Origin of the sequence: Candidatus Avedoeria danica, from assembly GCA_016703025.1 — a bacterium.
Lineage (GTDB): Bacteria > Chloroflexota > Anaerolineae > Epilineales > Epilineaceae > Avedoeria > Avedoeria danica.
Genome location: JADJCV010000004.1, coordinates 1412109 through 1428102, shown reverse-complemented (window position 1 = coordinate 1428102; position 15994 = coordinate 1412109). Strand labels below are relative to the sequence as shown.

Here is a 15994-nt window from a genome sequence, read left to right as displayed (position 1 = left end):
TCGATCTCATCGACATCACCTCCGACCGACCGGCGACGTGCCGCAGCCTGGCCAACGGCGCGACGGAGACGAACGTGCTCCCGGGCACGCCGTGGCCGCCCGCCCTGCCGCCCGTGCCGCCGTTCGGTGTCCTCGAGCCCAGCGGCATTCCCCTCATCGGCCAACGGCTGCAAGTGGACTGCACGCTCACGCAGGTCCTCACGCCCGCCTTCGGCATCCCGCAGCTCGGCGTCCTCCTGGCCGACGGCCCGCCGAACACGGGCCGCTGGATCGTGACGATGCGCGTCCGGTTCCGGCAGGCGCAGGACATCCGCAACGTCGCCGACGTCGTCACGACGTCCGAGGAACTCGATCCGCCGAACAACCATGCCGAGGTGCTGCACGAGATCACGGACGTCGCCAACCTGTCCGTGACGAAGACGGCGCTCGGCGAGGTGCAGGTGAACGGCCAGGCCGGTCGGATCGTGAACACCCAGGCCGCGCTGCCCGTGCTGCCCGAGGCGCCGTTCTATTCAGGCTCGGCCACGCAGGTCACCGCCGGCCGCCGGATCCGCTACACGATCCGTGTTCAGAACGGCGGTCCGTCCGATGCCGAGAACGTCCTGGTGACGGACCGGCTGCCGGCCGGCGTCACCGTCCTGCCGAACACGGTGCGCGTGAACGTGGACAACCTGCCGCAGCTGCCCGCCACGGCGTGCCAGACCGGTACGCCCGGCAGCCCGTCGGACCAACTGACGTGCGGTCTCGGCACGCTGCTGGGGGTGGACTCCGCGCAGCGGCGCGGCGCGACGATCACGTTCGACGTCCTCGTCGACCCGACCGTGGCGCCCGGCTCGGTCCTGGAAAACGACGTCGAGGTCCGCTCCGACGTCTTCGATCCCAACGTCGCGAACAACCACGCCCACGTCCAGACCGCGGTGCTGTCGTCGGCCGACCTCTCGACGAGCAAGACGGCGACCGGGCAGAACGTCACGGGCTACGACGTGACGAACGCGCGGTTCCTCACGGCCGATCTGGCGGACCGTGTCACGGCCGGTCTGGTGCTGCGCTACGAGCTCAGCGTCCAGAACGCCGGCCCGAGCCTGTCGCGCAACGTCACGCTGCGGGACATCCTGCCGACGGGCGTGACGTTCCTGCGCACGGACGGCGGCGTCATGTGCCGGCCGGACGAGGTGAACGGCGGGACACTCTACTGCACCGTCGGCGACATGGCGCCGGGCGAGCGCCGGACGTTCAGCCTGTACGTTCTGGTGGACCGCGCCGTGGCCCACAACGCCGTCCTGCGAAACTGCGTGGACGCGCTCTTCGCCCCGGCCTCGCCGCCGGCCGCCCCGTCGCCGCTGCCGCCGCCGCCGCCGGAGCTGACGCTGACGAACGACCCGCTGGCGACGAACAACCAGTCCTGCAACAACACGACCGTCAACGCCGTCGCCGACATCGGCGGGCCGGGCGACGGCGGGCCGTTCGGCGACGCCAACGGCTTCCTCCAGAAGGTCGACGTGCCGGCCGAGCCGCGGCTGGACCGCAGCATCGAGCCCGACCTCGCGATCGCCGGCCGGGAGCACCGCTACCGGATCACGTTCGGCAACGCCGGGCCTTCGACGGCCGTGAGCGTCGTCCTGACGGACACGCTGGACTTCAAGCAGCCCGGCTTGACGGGCGAGCGCTTCCTGCGCTGCGAGCCGCTCGATCCGGACGACGTGGCGGTCTGCACGTACAACCCGGTCACGAACATCGTCACGCTGGGGCAGCTCAAGGTCCACAACGAGACGATCTTCAGCGGCGGCGTCGGCACGCTGACGCCGGGCGTCGGCTACGGCTTTGACATCGTCACGATCGTCGATGCCGGCTACGTCCTGGACGCCGCCAACGTGCAGTCCGCGGGTCCGCTGAACAGCGAGGCCGGTTTGATCGCCCGCAACACGGCGTTCCTCACGACCGCCACCGTCGACTTCCGGCGGCAGAACAACCGCGACACCGAGCGGACCCGGATCATCGCCGAGGCCGATCTGGCCATTACGAAGACGGACATCTTCGGCGACTTCCTGACGTGCGATCCGGTGACGCCGGGCGGCATGGTCACGTACCAGATCGTCGCCACCAACAACGGCCCGTCGGACGCAGCCGAGGTGTTCGTCGTCGACCAGTTGCCGATCGACGCCCTGGCGGTCGACCCGGCGCAGGTGGACGTCACCGTGTCCGCCGGCGAGGTCGTCGAGGTGCGGGACGACGGGCGGATCACGATCCGCGTCGGCAACGGTGTGAACAACGCGGGCGTGCCGCAGCTCGGCCGGTTGAACACGGGCGAGAGCGTCACGATCCAGCTCACGGCGATGGTCCGCCAGGCCGCGAAGTGCGGCTCGGTCTTCGCGAACACCGTGAGCATCGAAACGCGGCGCAACGACGCCCTCTGGCCAGTGGCGAACACCGGCCCGGCGCAGGGGCCGAACGGCACGCCGCCGACGACGCCGCGCACCCCGACCGTCGACCGGAACGGCGCGAACAACCGCGCCGTCGAGTCGACGACCGTCGCGTGTCCGTCCATCAACATCGACAAGACGGTCTCGTTCGACGGGATCTGCCCGGGCGCCGACCTGCCGGTCATCAACGAGACCGGTCAGCCGGTGACGTTCTGCTTCGAGATCACGAACACCGGCACGACGTACCTGGACGACATCTTCATCACCGACACGCTCCGCTCGCGCTCGACGATGCCGACCATCATCTTCACGGATACGGTCACGTTCGGGATCGATCCGAAGGTGCCCGTCGCGCCGGGCGAGAAGGTGCTGCGCCAGGTCACCGTGCCGCAACTGACGCGCGAGTGCGGCAACGCCGTCGACGTCGTCGAGGTCAGCGCGAACCCGGTGAACTCGGGCCGGACGGACCTGTCGTGCCTGCCGATCGTCACGGACTCGGACAGCGTGCGGATCGAGGTGCCGTGCGTCGGCGTGGACTTCAGGCTCCAGCTGCCGATCCTCGGCGGCGAGACGTGCGAGACCTGGATCCAGGTCCAGAACGTCGGCGACAGGGACACGATTCCGGTCCTCGTCGTCTGGGGCGAGGCCGGCTTCTGCCCGCCGCAGGCCGCCGGGCCGTTGAAGGTGGAGTGCAGCGGCCTGCTGCGCCCCGGCAGCGCCTGGAGCTTCGCCAACAGTCAGATCCCGCCGGGCGCGAACAGCGCCGTCGTGTACTCGCTCTCGGCCGCGATCGTCGAGGAGCAGCCCGGTCAGCCCGTGGCCTTCGGGCGCCTGGTGTGCGAGCGGATCTACGAGTCCGTTGTCGGCAGCGACCTGAACTGGCTCATCTTCGACATTGCCTACCGCAAGCGCGGCACGTACGACGGCTACGACTTCAGCAAGTTCGCCGGCGAGCCGCTGGCGGTCGTCGTGAACCGCGGCTGCCCGGATCCGGCCGACCCGAACCGCACGAACCACGCCGCTTACGAGGGGGTGTCGAGCGATCTCGAGGGCGCGTACGATCCGGTCTCCGGCGGCTTCACGAGCTATGCGCCCTACATCGTGTCCGGCAACGCCGGGCTGAACACGATCCTCCACATCCAGAACTCGGGCGAGCTCTGCACGAGCCTCGAGATCTGGTTCAAGGACCAGGACAACTGCCTGCGCCCGATCCTCGGCGACGTGATCCAGCTGTCGCGCGGCGAGACGGTCGGACTTCGACCCGGCCACCGTCGTCGGCGCCGGTTGGATCGGCAGCGCCTGGATCCGCGCCAGCCAGCCGCTCGGCATCGTCGTCGACACGATGGGCCCGAACCACTTCACGAGCTACGTCGGGATCCCGGCCGACATCGACGCCCTCGAGTTCACGCTGGGCGACCAGGTGAACTACGCGCCGCTCATCTACAACGAGTACATGGGCTGGGACACGGCGATCCAGGTCCAGAACCTGTCCGCCACCGTGGCCGCCAAGGTGAAGGTCTACTTCCTGGACTTCGGCGGCGGGATCAAGCAGACGCTGGTGGACTGGATCTGCCCGCGCGGCAGCCAGTCGTACTTCCTGCCGGTCATCGCCGGCCTGCCGGGCAACTGGACGGGCACGGCCCGCGCCGAGAGCCAGGAGTGGTGGACGCCGGGCGCGCACCTCGTGGATCCGCCACGGATCCAGAGCGTCGTCATCCTCGAGCGCTTCAGCGATCCGGCCCGCAGCGAGCGGCGTGAAGCCGTGGCCTACAACGCCGCCACCGAGACGATCTACGACTGGCAGCTCGGCAACGGCAAGGGCGGCGTGGCGAGCGGCTCGGCGGTCTTCGCCCTGCCGATGGTCGCCAAGCGCAACCGCGGCGTGAGCACGGAGATCGGCATCGCCAACCTCGTCCCGAAGCCGGGCTTCACGGACTTTGCGATCTTCCTGTACGACCAGAACGGGCTGATCGACTTCGTCTGCGAGAAGCTGGGCGAGAAGCAGGTCGAGTACATCAACATCGACAGCTGGGGCTGGGTCCGGCCGAGCTTCCTCGGCAGCATCGTCGTCAGCGCCACGTTCTGGGAACACGACGTCTTCGATGCGCAGGGTCGCTTCGTCCGCAACCTCGTCGGCCTCGGCGCCGTCGGGATCGAGCGGATCGGCGCCGTGCTCGGCGACCCGGACATCCCGGGCGACGAGAGCAAGGCCTACCAGTCCTTCCCGCTCTTCGACCACTTCCTGCTCGAAGCGCCGCCGAACTGCGGGCCGTAGGCGAAGCGGTCACACGATCACGGGCCGGTCCCCAAAAGGACCGGCCCGTTTCGCGTACCGACGCCCGTTGCGGTCAACGACCGCCCCGCGCATCCATCCACCGCAACACAACGCCGCCGCCCCGCGCATCCATCCACCGCGTAGGGGCGACGCATGCGTCGCCCCTACGCGGATGGTTGTCGTCAGGCCGAGGTGGGATGTGTTGCGGCCGGATGACCTTTACATGTTGATCCGCTTGCCCGAGAACTTCTCGTACAGCCACACGAGGACGATGGAACCGAGGAACGCGCTGATCACCTGACCGAACAAGCCGGTGCCGACGAACGAGAAGATCCAACCGAACAGCGCGCCTCCGAGGAGGCCGATGACGACGTCGACGAGGTCGAACTTCTTGTCGCCTTTGAGGAACCAGCCGGCCAGAAAGCCGCCGATCGGGCCGGCGATGATCCACCACATGTGCGTTGCCTCCGTAGGTCGTGTCGGATGACGTGCGCGCCACGACGGCGTGCGACGTATGACGTGGGGCGGGAGCGTAGTGCGAACCGGGTGGCGAGGCAACCGGATGGCGCCCATCGGCGCGAACCGTCCTGCTGCAATGTCGCCGTGATCCAATTCGCCAGCGGCTGCCGTTGATATTGGGTGACCTGGAAATTGGGTGACCTGTCCCCGCCTCAGCCCCACACCGGCGTCCCGACGACGCCCAGCTGCTGGTAGAGCGCGAGCTCGTCGAAAAGAACGACGCCCTCGACGATCCGCCCCTGCTCGAAGCGGTGGAGGATGATCGCCATCACAGCGACGGACCGGCCTGTCGGCGCGACGTGGTCGTGAAGCAGCCCGTCGTGCGTCCCGGTTAGGAAGACGAGGTTCACGACGCCGTCTCCTTCCTCGATCTGGTCGACGAGCTCGAGCGCCAAGTCGGAGAACGCCGTCCGCCATGCCGCGGCGTGCCGACGCACGCCGTCGTGGCCGGAGAAGCCGTACGGCTTCTGGACGTAGCGCTCGTGGAACAACGCCGGGATCCGGTCCGTGTTGCCGGCCGCATACACGTCGCCCAGGACGGCTGCGGACATCGCCTTCTGCTCGCTCGACATCTGGGTCCTCCGGTTCCGGGATAGGTTCGAGAAGCGGTCATCTCTCCACTGCACATCGGTCGCACGGCCCCGCCGGTGGACAAACCGTCGCCGCGGCCGCGAAGGGTGCGATCACGGGGATCGCTCCGCCAGCTGCAGCCACAGCCGCCGGTCGCCGCCTGTCCCCGTCGGCGTCGCTTCGATCGTCGCGACCGGGCTGGGCGTCGGCGGGACGACGGTCGGTGACGGCGGGTCGGTCGGCGCGGGCGGTGTCGCGGTGGGGGTCGGGCGGACGGCGGTCGGGACGACGAGGTCGGGCACGCCGCCGATCTTAAGCGCGAATGCGTCGTCCGTGCCGGCGCGGGCGTCGTCCAGCGCGCCGGCGGCGGGCGCGAGCGGGAAGTCGCTGGCATCCGTTTGGCCGGCCACGTGGATGCCGCCGTCCGGACCGAGCGCGGCGGCGCGGGCGACGTTCATGCCTCGGCCGCCGAGGTAGGTGGCGAAGTCGAGGGCGCCGCCGTCGGGGCGGAGGACGGCGACGAGGAGGTCGTAGGTGCCGCGGCGGCGGTCCTGGAGCGCTTGGATCGTGGGCATGTTGCCGGAGCTCGTGCAGCTGACGACGATGGCGCGGCCGGCGGCGTCGAGGACGAGGGCGGCGGACGGGCCGTCCGTGAACTTGCTGCCCTCGAGGTAGCGGATGCCGCGGCCGTCCGGCGTGGGCGTTGCCAGATCGCGGAAGTTCTCGTCCTGGACGCAGCCGCCCTCCTCGGCTGTGCCGCCGAGGTACGTGCTGTAGGTGAGCGCGCCGCCGTCCGCGGTGAACCGGGTGACGAAGAGATCCGTCGGCCCGGAGCGCGTCGGCTGGAGGGCGGCGGCGCGCGGGAAGTCCGGCGAGTCCGTGCGGCCGAGGACGGTTGCCTGTCCAGCGGCATCCACGGCGACGGCGACGGCCTGGTCCGCGCCGCGGCCGCCAAGGTACGTGGCGTAGTCGAGGCGGTCCCGCCCGCGTTCAGGCGGGCGATGAAGGCGTCGCTGTCGCCGCGGCGCGTGCTCTGGTAGGGCGCCGTTGTCCGCAGGTTGAGCGAAATCGTGCTGCCGACGATGGTCGCATTGCCGGCGGCGTCGACGGCGATGTCGCGTCCCTCGTCGGCATCCGCCCCGCCGAGGTGGGTCGTGAAAGCGAGCTGATCGCCCGCGGGCGTGTACTTGGCGATGAACGCATCCCGCACGCCGCGGTTCAGCGGGTAGACCGCGTTCACGGCCGGCAGGTTGGAGCCCGTCCACCCGGCGATGTACGCCGCGCCGTCGCGGCCGAGCGCGATCCCCTTGCCGACATCACGCCCCGTCCCGCCGAAGAACGTCCCGACCTCGAGGGCGCTGCCGTCGGCGGACAGGCGGGCGAAGAACGCGTCGCCCGACCAGATCCCGTCCGCGAGGTGGAGGGACGGCTGGACGGGGCGGGCCGTCGGGAAGTCGGGCGAGGTGGTGTACCCGGTGACGTGGGCGCGGCCGGCGGCGTCGACGGCGACATCGAACGCCTCGTCCTGGCGGACGCCGCCGAGGTACGTGCTCCAGAAGATGTGCGTGCCGGTCGGGTCGAGCTTCGTGACGAACGCGTCTTGGAGGCTGCCGCTGTTGCCGATCGTGCCTTGGAAGGGGCCGGGAACGCCGGGCGTGCCACCGGGCGCGCCGCCCGCGCCGATCGCGGGGAAGTCGTTGGACGTCGTCGTGCCGACGATGTACGCGTTGCCGTCGGCGTCGACGGCGATGCCGCGGGCGAGGTCGCTCGTGCGGCCGCCCAGGTAGGTGCTGTAGGCGAGGGTGGGGGTGGCGGCGAAGGTCGGGGAGAGGGCAGCGTCCGGGGCGACTTCGCTTGCGGCGCCCAGCGCGACAACGTTCGCGACTTCGAACAGGTGCGCAAAGGAGCCTGATGGATCCCCGTCGAGCACGACGTCCGTCCCCGTGCGTTCGTCCCGGACCGTCAGGCTGTCGAACGCCGGGACGTTCGTGATCCAGGCGGCCGGGTCGGGACCGCGCAGGAAGTGCGACACGCCGGGAAGGCGCTTGCCGGGGATGAGGCGCGTCGATGACTCCGTGACGAGGAGCGCGCCGTGGGCCGACTCGGCGCGGTAGTGGACGGCGGATGGCCATTGGCCGAGGTTGGGGATGAAGCGAACGGTGGGGGCGGGAGCGATGGCCGAGATGGTGCCGGCGTGGCTGCGGGTGGCGGCCGCGCTACGGGCGGGACGGGCGGCGGCGGGTAGGGCGGCGGCGAGGGCAAGGGCGGTGGCAAGGGCGATGGCAAGGGCGGTGAGGCGGGCGAGGGGGGAGGGGCGGGACATGGGCAGGCTCCGGAGCGGCAGTGCGTGAATCCGCATGTATTATGCGGCGCGCAGTCGACCTGACGAACACGGCGGCATGCGCGGCCGGGCTACGCCGGCGTTGGAGACGCCGGCCGCCTTGCTGTTCGCCATCCACGCCGGGTTTGCCACAGGCACGCGTGGCACCAACCGCTTCGGTGAACCGCCTGGGTGACGGAGCGGGATTCATCGGGTTCTGGCAACAAAGGAGTGTGCGCCCCATGGACGAGCCTGCGATCACCCACTACATCACCGACACCTTCGACGACGTCCACCTCACGACCGTGGACGGCTTCACCTTCTTCTTCTACGGCGCCGATCGCATGATGCCCTTCGCCACCCTGGGGACCCAGGACGACGCGTACGACCGCGCCTCGAACCTGAACCGTCCGTCCGTGTTCCGCCTGAACGTCGGCGTCGGCCGGGACACGTACCGCTCGCTATTCGGCCCGGAGACGCCGAAGGCCGGCCCGGACGGGATCGTACAGACCGGCCACGACTTCACGGCGCTGGACCAGCTGATGCCGCACCCGGTCTATGCGCCGCAGGCGTGGCTGTGCGTGCTCTGTCCGAGCGCGGCGACGTTCGAGGCGGTTCGGCCATAGCTGGCGGAGGGGTATGCGCGGGCGGTGCAGCGGGAGGCGAAGGCGGTGGTCAAGCAGCAGCGCGGGTCATTGAAGGGCAAAGGCGCGCTGCCGAAGCTAGTGGACGCACGGGCGCGTGATCGCGAGCGCGACGCGTGACCGACGGCGTTGTGGTCCTGGATGCCTATGCGCTGGTGGCGTTCATCGAGGATGAGCCAGGCGCCGCTGAGGTGGAGGTGCTGCTGACGCGCGCGGGCAGCGACGACTTTCAGCTCCTGATCTCGGCCGTCAACCTGGGTGAAGCCTGGTACGCGATTGGCCGCGCGTACGGTCCGACAGCGGCGGATGAGCGGATCGCTTCGCTCTTGGACGTGGGCTTGGCCGTGGTCAGTGCCGATTGGGATCTCGCTCACATTGCGGCCGACTTCAAGCGTCTTGGCGGCATTTCGTACGCCGACTGTTTCGCGGCTGCCCTGGGCGTGCGCCACGACGCGCCGGTTGTCACGGGCGACCCCGAGTTCGAGCGGATCGCTGAGCGCGTCAACGTGCAGTGGCTGCCGCGACGCGTTTGATTGCGCCGCGTTGAACCGTTCGGTCGGTCGTGCCCATCGAAGCAGCCCCACGGCCTGTGCTGCGAGACCGCTTCGCTGTCAGCGACACGCTTGTGGCCGTTGCGGCCGGTCGTCGGACGGCCTACTTGCTGGCCAAGGGCGGGCCAATGGCGGGCGCCTGCACGTGGGCGACCTGCGTCAGCCGGACGCGCTGCCGATCGTGGCTGAGGTTCACAATGTGGCGGTCGAGGGGCACGTGGCCTACGCGATCACGGAGCAGATGAACGGCGGCGGGACCGATCGAAACAACCGCCTCCTCGATACCTTCGATTTCCCGGAGCCGGCCGCTCCGCGGCATGTGGGCCGCCTGCCGCTGGGCGGTGTCGCGTACCGCTTGGCGGTGGCCGGGAGCCGCGTGATTGTGAGGGGTGGTGGCGGCGATGGTGGAGGGGGGATGGTGGTGGTTCGGGGGCGGCAGGGATGACGGGCGTTTCGATCGTCTGTTCTATCATATGCGTGGCACGTCGCCGCCCGCAAACCCACCCACATACACGGATCGAGGGTCCGCGCCCGTGTTCGAGCAAGCCTTCAAGAACATCGACGACATCCTCCGCAAGGAGGCCGGTTGCACGACGGAGCTGGACTACACCGAGCAGACGTCGTGGCTGCTGTTCCTGAAGTACCTCGACGGGCTGGAGCAGGACCTGGCTGCTGAGGCGGCGATGGCGGGGAAGCCGTATCAATTCATCCTCGACGCATCGGCCCACTGGGACAGTTGGGCGGCGCCGAAGGGTGCGGACGGCAGGATCGACCACAACAGGGCGCTGACGGGCGACGATCTGCGCGACTTCGTGAACCAGACGCTCTTCACGTACCTGAAGAGCTTCAAGGCGAGCGCGCGCGGGCCGAACACGATCGAGTACAAGATCGGCGAGATCTTCGGCGAGATCACCAACAAGATCTCCAGCGGCTACAACATGCGCGAGATCATCGATCTCATCGACGAGCTGCGCTTCCGGTCGCAGGCCGAGAAGCACGAACTGTCCCACCTGTACGAAGCCAAGATCCGCAACATGGGCAACGCCGGCCGGAACGGCGGCGAGTACTACACGCCGCGCCCGCTGATCCGGGCGATCGTGGAGGTGGTGCGGCCGCGGATCGGCGAGCGGGTTTACGACGGGGCGGTCGGGTCGGCGGGCTTCCTGTGCGAGGCGTACGAGTACATGAAGCGCATGAACCCGTCGCGGACGACGGCGGAGGATCGCGTTCTTCAGGAGCGGACGTTCTACGGCAAGGAGAAGAAGTCGCTCGCCTACGTGATCGCGATCATGAACATGATCCTGCACGGCATCGAGGCGCCGAACATCCTGCACACGAACACGCTGACCGAGAACCTGGCCGACATCCAGGAGAAGGACCGCTACGACGTGGTGCTGGCGAACCCGCCCTTCGGCGGCAAGGAGCGCAAGGAGGTCCAGCAGAACTTCCCCATCCGCACCGGCGAGACGGCGTTCCTGTTCCTCCAGCACTTCATCAAGAGCCTGAAGGCCGGCGGGCGGGGCGGCGTGGTGATCAAGAACACGTTCCTCTCCAACACGGACAACGCCTCCGTCAGCCTCCGCCGTCTCCTGCTGGAGAGCTGCCAACTCCACACCGTCCTCGACTGCCCCGGCGGCACGTTCCAGGGCGCGGGCGTGAAGACGGTGGTGCTGTTCTTCGAGAAGGGCGCGCCGACGCGAACCGTCTGGTACTACCAACTCGATCCGGGCAGGAGCCTCGGCAAGACGAACCCGCTGAACGACACGGATCTGGCGGAGTTCGTGGAATTGCAGAGGACGCATGCCGACTCGGCGAAGAGTTGGAGTGTGGATGTTGAGGGCATTGATCAGGGGACGTGGGATCTGTCGGTGAAGAATCCGGGTGCGGGGGAGGATGTGGTTCATCGGAGTCCGGGGAGATCTTGGATGAGATTGAGGGGTTGGATGCAGAGAGTGCGAAGGTCTTGGCGAGAATCCGAGCGCTGCTGTGACTTCCGTCGCCGCCCGCATCACAGCAACTGGGGGCCGTAAGGCTACCACGCGTCACATTCCGCCGAATCTCGCGCTTGCAGTTGGTCCGCCCTCCGTTCCACCACCCAAGGGCTGGCAATGGTCGCTGTTGACGGACCTTGCCCGACTCGAATCCGGACACACACCGAGTCGCCGACATTCCGAGTGGTGGGGTGGATCGATTCCATGGATCGGTATCCAGGACGCGCGAGCGAACCACGGCAGGCAGATTGAAGCGACGCGCGAAAGCACCAACGAACTCGGAATTGCGAATTCCTCGGCCCGTGTGCTTCCGACGAACACGGTTTGCCTGTCGCGTACGGCATCCGTCGGTTATGTGGTCGTCATGGGACGCCCGATGGCCACCAGTCAAGACTTCGTGAATTGGGTCTGCTCAGATCAACTCGATCACAACTTTCTAAAATATCTCTTGATTGCCGAGGGCGATGATCTTCGTCGGCTGTCCAGCGGTTCAGTTCATCAGACGATCTATTTCCCTGAGGTAAAGGCCTTTTACATATGCCATCCGTCACTCCCCGAACAACACCGCATCGTCCGTCTCCTCGACGAAGCGTTCGCGGGCATCGCCACCGCCAAGGCCAACGCCGAGAGGAACCGGGAGAACGCGCGGGCGGTGTTTGAAAACCATCTGCAGTCCGTCTTCAGCCAGCGCAGCGATGGGTGGGTGGAAAGCCGTCTGAAGACACTCGCGACCAAGATCGGCAGCGGCGCGACCCCTCGCGGTGGCGAGAAGTCCTACAAGCCGGAAGGCGTTTCGTTGATTCGCAGCCTGAATGTTCACGATCTTGAATTCAGATACCCCAAACTTGCATTCCTCGATGATCAGCAGGCCAACGATTTGTCGAATGTAGAAGTACAGCAAGGTGACGTGCTTCTGAATATCACCGGCGCTTCTGTGGCGCGTTGCTGCATCGTCCCTGAGAATGTCCTCCCAGCGCGGGTGAATCAACATGTATCGATTATTAGACCTATTGCCGACAAGCTGGATGCCGCATTTCTCCACTTCCTTCTGATCTCCAGGTATTATAAGGACAGATTGCTTCAGACAGGAGAGGACGGAGGTTCAACACGGCAGGCAATCACCAAGGCGCAGATTCAAGATTTCATCATTAAGCATCCTGCGTCCGTGAGCGAGCAAAGGTCGATTGCCGTGCGGCTAGCCGCCGTTCTAGCCGAATCCCAACACCTCACGGTCCTCTACCAACACAAGCTTACCGCTCTTGATGCACTGAAGAAGTCGCTCCTCCACCAAGCTTTCACCGGCCAGCTCTAGGACCACCCCATGCCCGTCCCTGACCCCCCTTCATCCAGCCTCATCCTCTACCAGACCGAAGACGGCCGCACCCGCATCCAGTGCCGATTCGTCGACGAGACCATCTGGCTATCACAGTCCCTCATCGCCGAGCTGTTCCAGAAGGACGTCCGGACGATCAACGAGCACCTCGCGAACATCTTCAACGAGGGCGAGGTGGAGCGCGAGGCAACCATCCGGAAATTCCGGATCGTTCGCATAGAAGGCTCCCGCGAGGTCACCCGCGACATCGACCACTACAGCCTCCCCGCCATCCTCGCCGTCGGCTACCGCGTCCGCAGCCAACGCGGCACGCAATTCCGCCAGTGGGCCATCGGCGCGCCTCAGCGAGTACCTGGTGAAGGGCTTCACCATGGACGACGAGCGGCTCAAGAACCCGCCCGGCGAGGGGCAGACGGATTACTTCGACGAGCTGCTCGAGCGCATCCGCGACATCCGCGCCAGCGAGCGGCGGATGTACCTGCGGGTGCGGGAGATCCTGGCGCTGGCAGCCGACTACACACCCACCGAGCCGGAAACGCAGCTCTTCTTCCAGACCGTGCAGAACAAGCTGCACTTCGCCGTGACCGGCAAGACCGCGCCCGAGCTGATCGCCGAGCGTGCCGACGCCGCCCAGCCGAACATGGGCCTGACCACGTGGAAGGGCGGCGTGGTGCGCAAGGGTGACATCACCGTCGCCAAGAACTACCTCCGCGAGACCGAGATCACCGAACTGAACCGCATCGTCGTCATGTTCCTCGACTTCGCCGAAGACCAAGCCCGCCGCCGCAAGCAGATCTTCATGGAGACCTGGAAGACCCGTCTCGACGACTTCCTCCGCCTGAACGAGCGCGCTATCCTGCCAGACGCTGGCAAGGTCAGCCGCGACAGCGCAGATGCCATCGCCGAGCGGGCGTACGAGCGCTTCGCCGCCCTTCGGCGTGCACAGCTTGAAGACGCAGCGGAGTCCGACACCCTCAGGCAGCTCGCGGACGAGGTCGAGAAGCTGCCCAAACGGAAGAAACCAAGGCCCCCCACGCCATGAACGAAGCCGAGACCCGCGCCGAGCACATCGACCCCGCGCTCAAGGAGGCGGGCTGGGGCGTCGTGCCGGACAGCAGGATCCTGCGCGAGTTCCCGATCTCGCCCGGTCGCATCGAAGGCCGTGGCCGACGCGCCAGCCCGATCACCGCCGACTACGTGCTCGTCCATCGAACGCACAGGCTGGCCGTCATCGAAGCCAAGGCGTGGCACAAGCACCTGACCGAAGGCGTGGGTCAGGCCAAGAACTATGCCGGCAAGATGGCCGTCCGCTTCACGTATGCCACGAACGGCCAGGGGATCTACGGCATCGACATGCGGACCGGCAAGGAAGGCGAGCTGGCGCGCTACCCGACGCCGGACGAACTTTGGTCGATGACCTTCGCCGAAGCGAACGAGTGGCGCGACCGCTTCGCCGCCGTGCCGTTCGAGGACAAGGGCGGGTCGCACCCCAGCCGGTACTACCAGGACACCGCCGTCGACCGCGTCTTGGAGGCCATCGCGGACAACCGTCAGCGGATCCTGCTCACCCTGGCCACCGGCACCGGCAAGACATTCATCGCCTTCCAGATCGCCTGGAAGCTCTTCCACAGCCGCTGGAACCTGAGCCGAGAGCCGTCACGCCGGCCGCGGATCCTGTTCCTGGCGGATCGAAACATCCTGGCGAACCAGGCCTACAACGCCTTCTCCGCCTTCCCCGAGGACTCGATGGTGCGGATCGCGCCTGAGGACATCCGCAAGCGGGGCAAAGTCCCCAAGAACGGCAGCCTGTTCTTCACGATCTTCCAGACGTTCATGAGTGGCCCCGAGAAGGACGGCCACCCGTCGCCTTACTTCGGCGACTACCCGCCCGACTTCTTCGACCTCATCGTCATCGACGAGTGCCACCGCGGCGGCGCGAACGACGAGAGCAACTGGCGCGGCATCCTGGCGTACTTCGCGCCGGCCGTGCAGCTCGGCCTCACCGCCACGCCCAAGCGCAAGGACAACGTCGACACCTACGCCTACTTCGGCGAGCCCGTCTACACGTATTCGCTGAAGGACGGTATCAACGACGGCTTCCTGACCCCGTTCAAGGTCGTGCAGTTCGCCACGACCATCGATGAATACACATTTACGCCCGACGACACACTGGTCGAGGGCGAGATCGAGAGCGGGCGCAGGTACGAAGAGAAGGACTTCAACAGGCTCATCGAGATCAAGGAGCGCGAGGCCTACCGCGTCAAGCTCTTCATGAACCTCATCGATCAGCGCCAGAAGACGCTCATCTTCTGCGCCACCCAGGCCCACGCCCTGGCCGTGCGCGACCTCGTCAACCAGATGAAGACGGGCTCCGACCCGAACTACTGCCACCGCGTCACCGCCAACGACGGCGAGCTCGGCGAGCAGCACCTGCGTGACTTTCAGGACAACGAGAAGACGATCCCCACGATCCTGACGACCTCGCAGAAGCTGTCCACCGGCGTGGACGCCCGCAACATCCGCAACATCGTCCTCATGCGCCCGATCCGCTCGATGATCGAGTTCAAGCAGATCATCGGCCGCGGCACGCGCCTCTACGACGGCAAGGACTACTTCACGATCTACGACTTCGTGAAGGCACACCATCACTTCGCGGATCCGGAGTGGGACGGCGAGCCGATCGAGCCGGAAGCAAGCCCGCTGCCATACCCCGTGCACCCACCGGAGCCACCGGTCGCGCCCGTTCGCGAGCCTGAAGGCGAGTACGGCAAGCGACCGACCATCAAGGTCACCCTGTCCGACGGCAAGGCGCGCACGATCCAGCACATGATGAGCACGTCCTACTGGCACCCCGACGGCACGCCGATGTCCGCGCAGCAGTTCATGGAAGCGCTGTTCGGGCGGTTGCCCGAGTTCTTCAAGGACGAGACGGAGCTGCGGAGCCTCTGGAGTGCGCCCGAGACGCGGCGGAAGCTGTTGCAGGGGCTGGCAGAGCGGGGCTTCGGCGGCGAGCAGCTGGCGGAGATGCAAAGGATCATCGACGCCGAGAAGAGCGACCTGTTCGACGTCCTGGCCCACGTGGCGTACGCGCTCGCGCCGCTGACCCGAGGCGAGCGGGCCGCCGGTGCGCGCGTCGACATCAGCGCGCACTTCAACGCCAAGCAGCAGGCGTTTCTCGACTTCGTCCTGTCGCACTACGTCAGCGTCGGGGTGGAGGAGCTCGACCAGGACAAGCTGACGCCGTTGCTGCGGCTGAAGTACCAGAACTCGATCGCCGACGCGCTGGCTGACCTCGGGGAGGCAGAGGAGATTGGGCGGGTGTTCGCGGGATTCCAGAAGTACCTGTACCAACTACGACCAGCTGCATAGGC

General features: G+C 67.2%; 9 protein-coding genes and 4 pseudogenes. 10 read left to right on the top strand and 3 right to left on the bottom strand.

Going from position 1 to position 15994, the window contains the following annotated elements:
- Positions 1-278: 278 nt before the first annotated feature.
- The 3 genes and pseudogenes from IPG72_09185 to IPG72_09175 all read left to right on the top strand — a co-directional run bounded on the left by IPG72_09185 (position 279) and on the right by IPG72_09175 (position 4695).
- Positions 279-848: pseudogene (locus IPG72_09185) on the top strand (DUF11 domain-containing protein).
- Between the two features lie 360 nt (positions 849-1208).
- A pseudogene (locus tag IPG72_09180) lies at positions 1209-2378 on the top strand (DUF11 domain-containing protein).
- Between the two features lie 1726 nt (positions 2379-4104).
- A complete protein-coding gene (locus IPG72_09175) occupies positions 4105-4695 on the top strand; it encodes a hypothetical protein (GenBank protein ID MBK6769162.1) in 591 nt (196 codons plus the stop codon).
- Between the two features lie 219 nt (positions 4696-4914).
- On the opposite strand, the gene IPG72_09170 is transcribed toward IPG72_09175, so the two are convergent.
- The 3 genes from IPG72_09170 to IPG72_09160 all read right to left on the bottom strand — a co-directional run bounded on the left by IPG72_09170 (position 4915) and on the right by IPG72_09160 (position 8107).
- Positions 4915-5151, bottom strand: coding sequence for a GlsB/YeaQ/YmgE family stress response membrane protein (locus tag IPG72_09170; protein MBK6769161.1), 237 nt, complete (start codon positions 5149-5151; stop codon positions 4915-4917).
- A 215-nt stretch (positions 5152-5366) separates the two neighbouring features.
- On the bottom strand, positions 5367-5786 hold the full coding sequence (locus tag IPG72_09165) for an ester cyclase (GenBank protein ID MBK6769160.1): 420 nt from the start codon (positions 5784-5786) through the stop codon (positions 5367-5369).
- 452 nt (positions 5787-6238) lie between these two features.
- Complete coding sequence (locus IPG72_09160) at positions 6239-8107, bottom strand: SBBP repeat-containing protein (GenBank protein ID MBK6769159.1); 1869 nt, start codon at positions 8105-8107, stop codon at positions 6239-6241.
- Positions 8108-8346: 239 nt separating this feature from the next.
- Here IPG72_09160 and IPG72_09155 point away from each other — a divergent pair, with 239 nt between their 5' ends.
- The 7 genes and pseudogenes from IPG72_09155 to IPG72_09125 all read left to right on the top strand — a co-directional run bounded on the left by IPG72_09155 (position 8347) and on the right by IPG72_09125 (position 15992).
- Complete coding sequence (locus tag IPG72_09155) at positions 8347-8730, top strand: hypothetical protein (protein MBK6769158.1); 384 nt, start codon at positions 8347-8349, stop codon at positions 8728-8730.
- 134 nt (positions 8731-8864) lie between these two features.
- The gene (locus IPG72_09150) at positions 8865-9281 is read left to right on the top strand and encodes a type II toxin-antitoxin system VapC family toxin (GenBank protein ID MBK6769157.1); all 417 of its coding nucleotides are present in this window, start codon (positions 8865-8867) and stop codon (positions 9279-9281) included.
- A 163-nt stretch (positions 9282-9444) separates the two neighbouring features.
- The gene (locus tag IPG72_09145; GenBank protein MBK6769156.1) at positions 9445-9744 is read left to right on the top strand and encodes a hypothetical protein; all 300 of its coding nucleotides are present in this window, start codon (positions 9445-9447) and stop codon (positions 9742-9744) included.
- A gap of 88 nt (positions 9745-9832) precedes the next feature.
- Positions 9833-11289, top strand: a pseudogene (locus tag IPG72_09140) (N-6 DNA methylase).
- On the top strand, positions 11286-12602 hold the full coding sequence (locus IPG72_09135) for a restriction endonuclease subunit S (protein MBK6769155.1): 1317 nt from the start codon (positions 11286-11288) through the stop codon (positions 12600-12602). Before IPG72_09140 ends, IPG72_09135 begins: the two are co-directional and overlap by 4 nt.
- A gap of 9 nt (positions 12603-12611) precedes the next feature.
- Positions 12612-13665: pseudogene (locus tag IPG72_09130) on the top strand (virulence RhuM family protein).
- Positions 13662-15992 (top strand): DEAD/DEAH box helicase family protein, encoded by a 2331-nt coding sequence (locus IPG72_09125; GenBank protein MBK6769154.1) that lies wholly within the window; start codon positions 13662-13664, stop codon positions 15990-15992. Before IPG72_09130 ends, IPG72_09125 begins: the two are co-directional and overlap by 4 nt.
- Positions 15993-15994 lie beyond the last annotated feature (2 nt).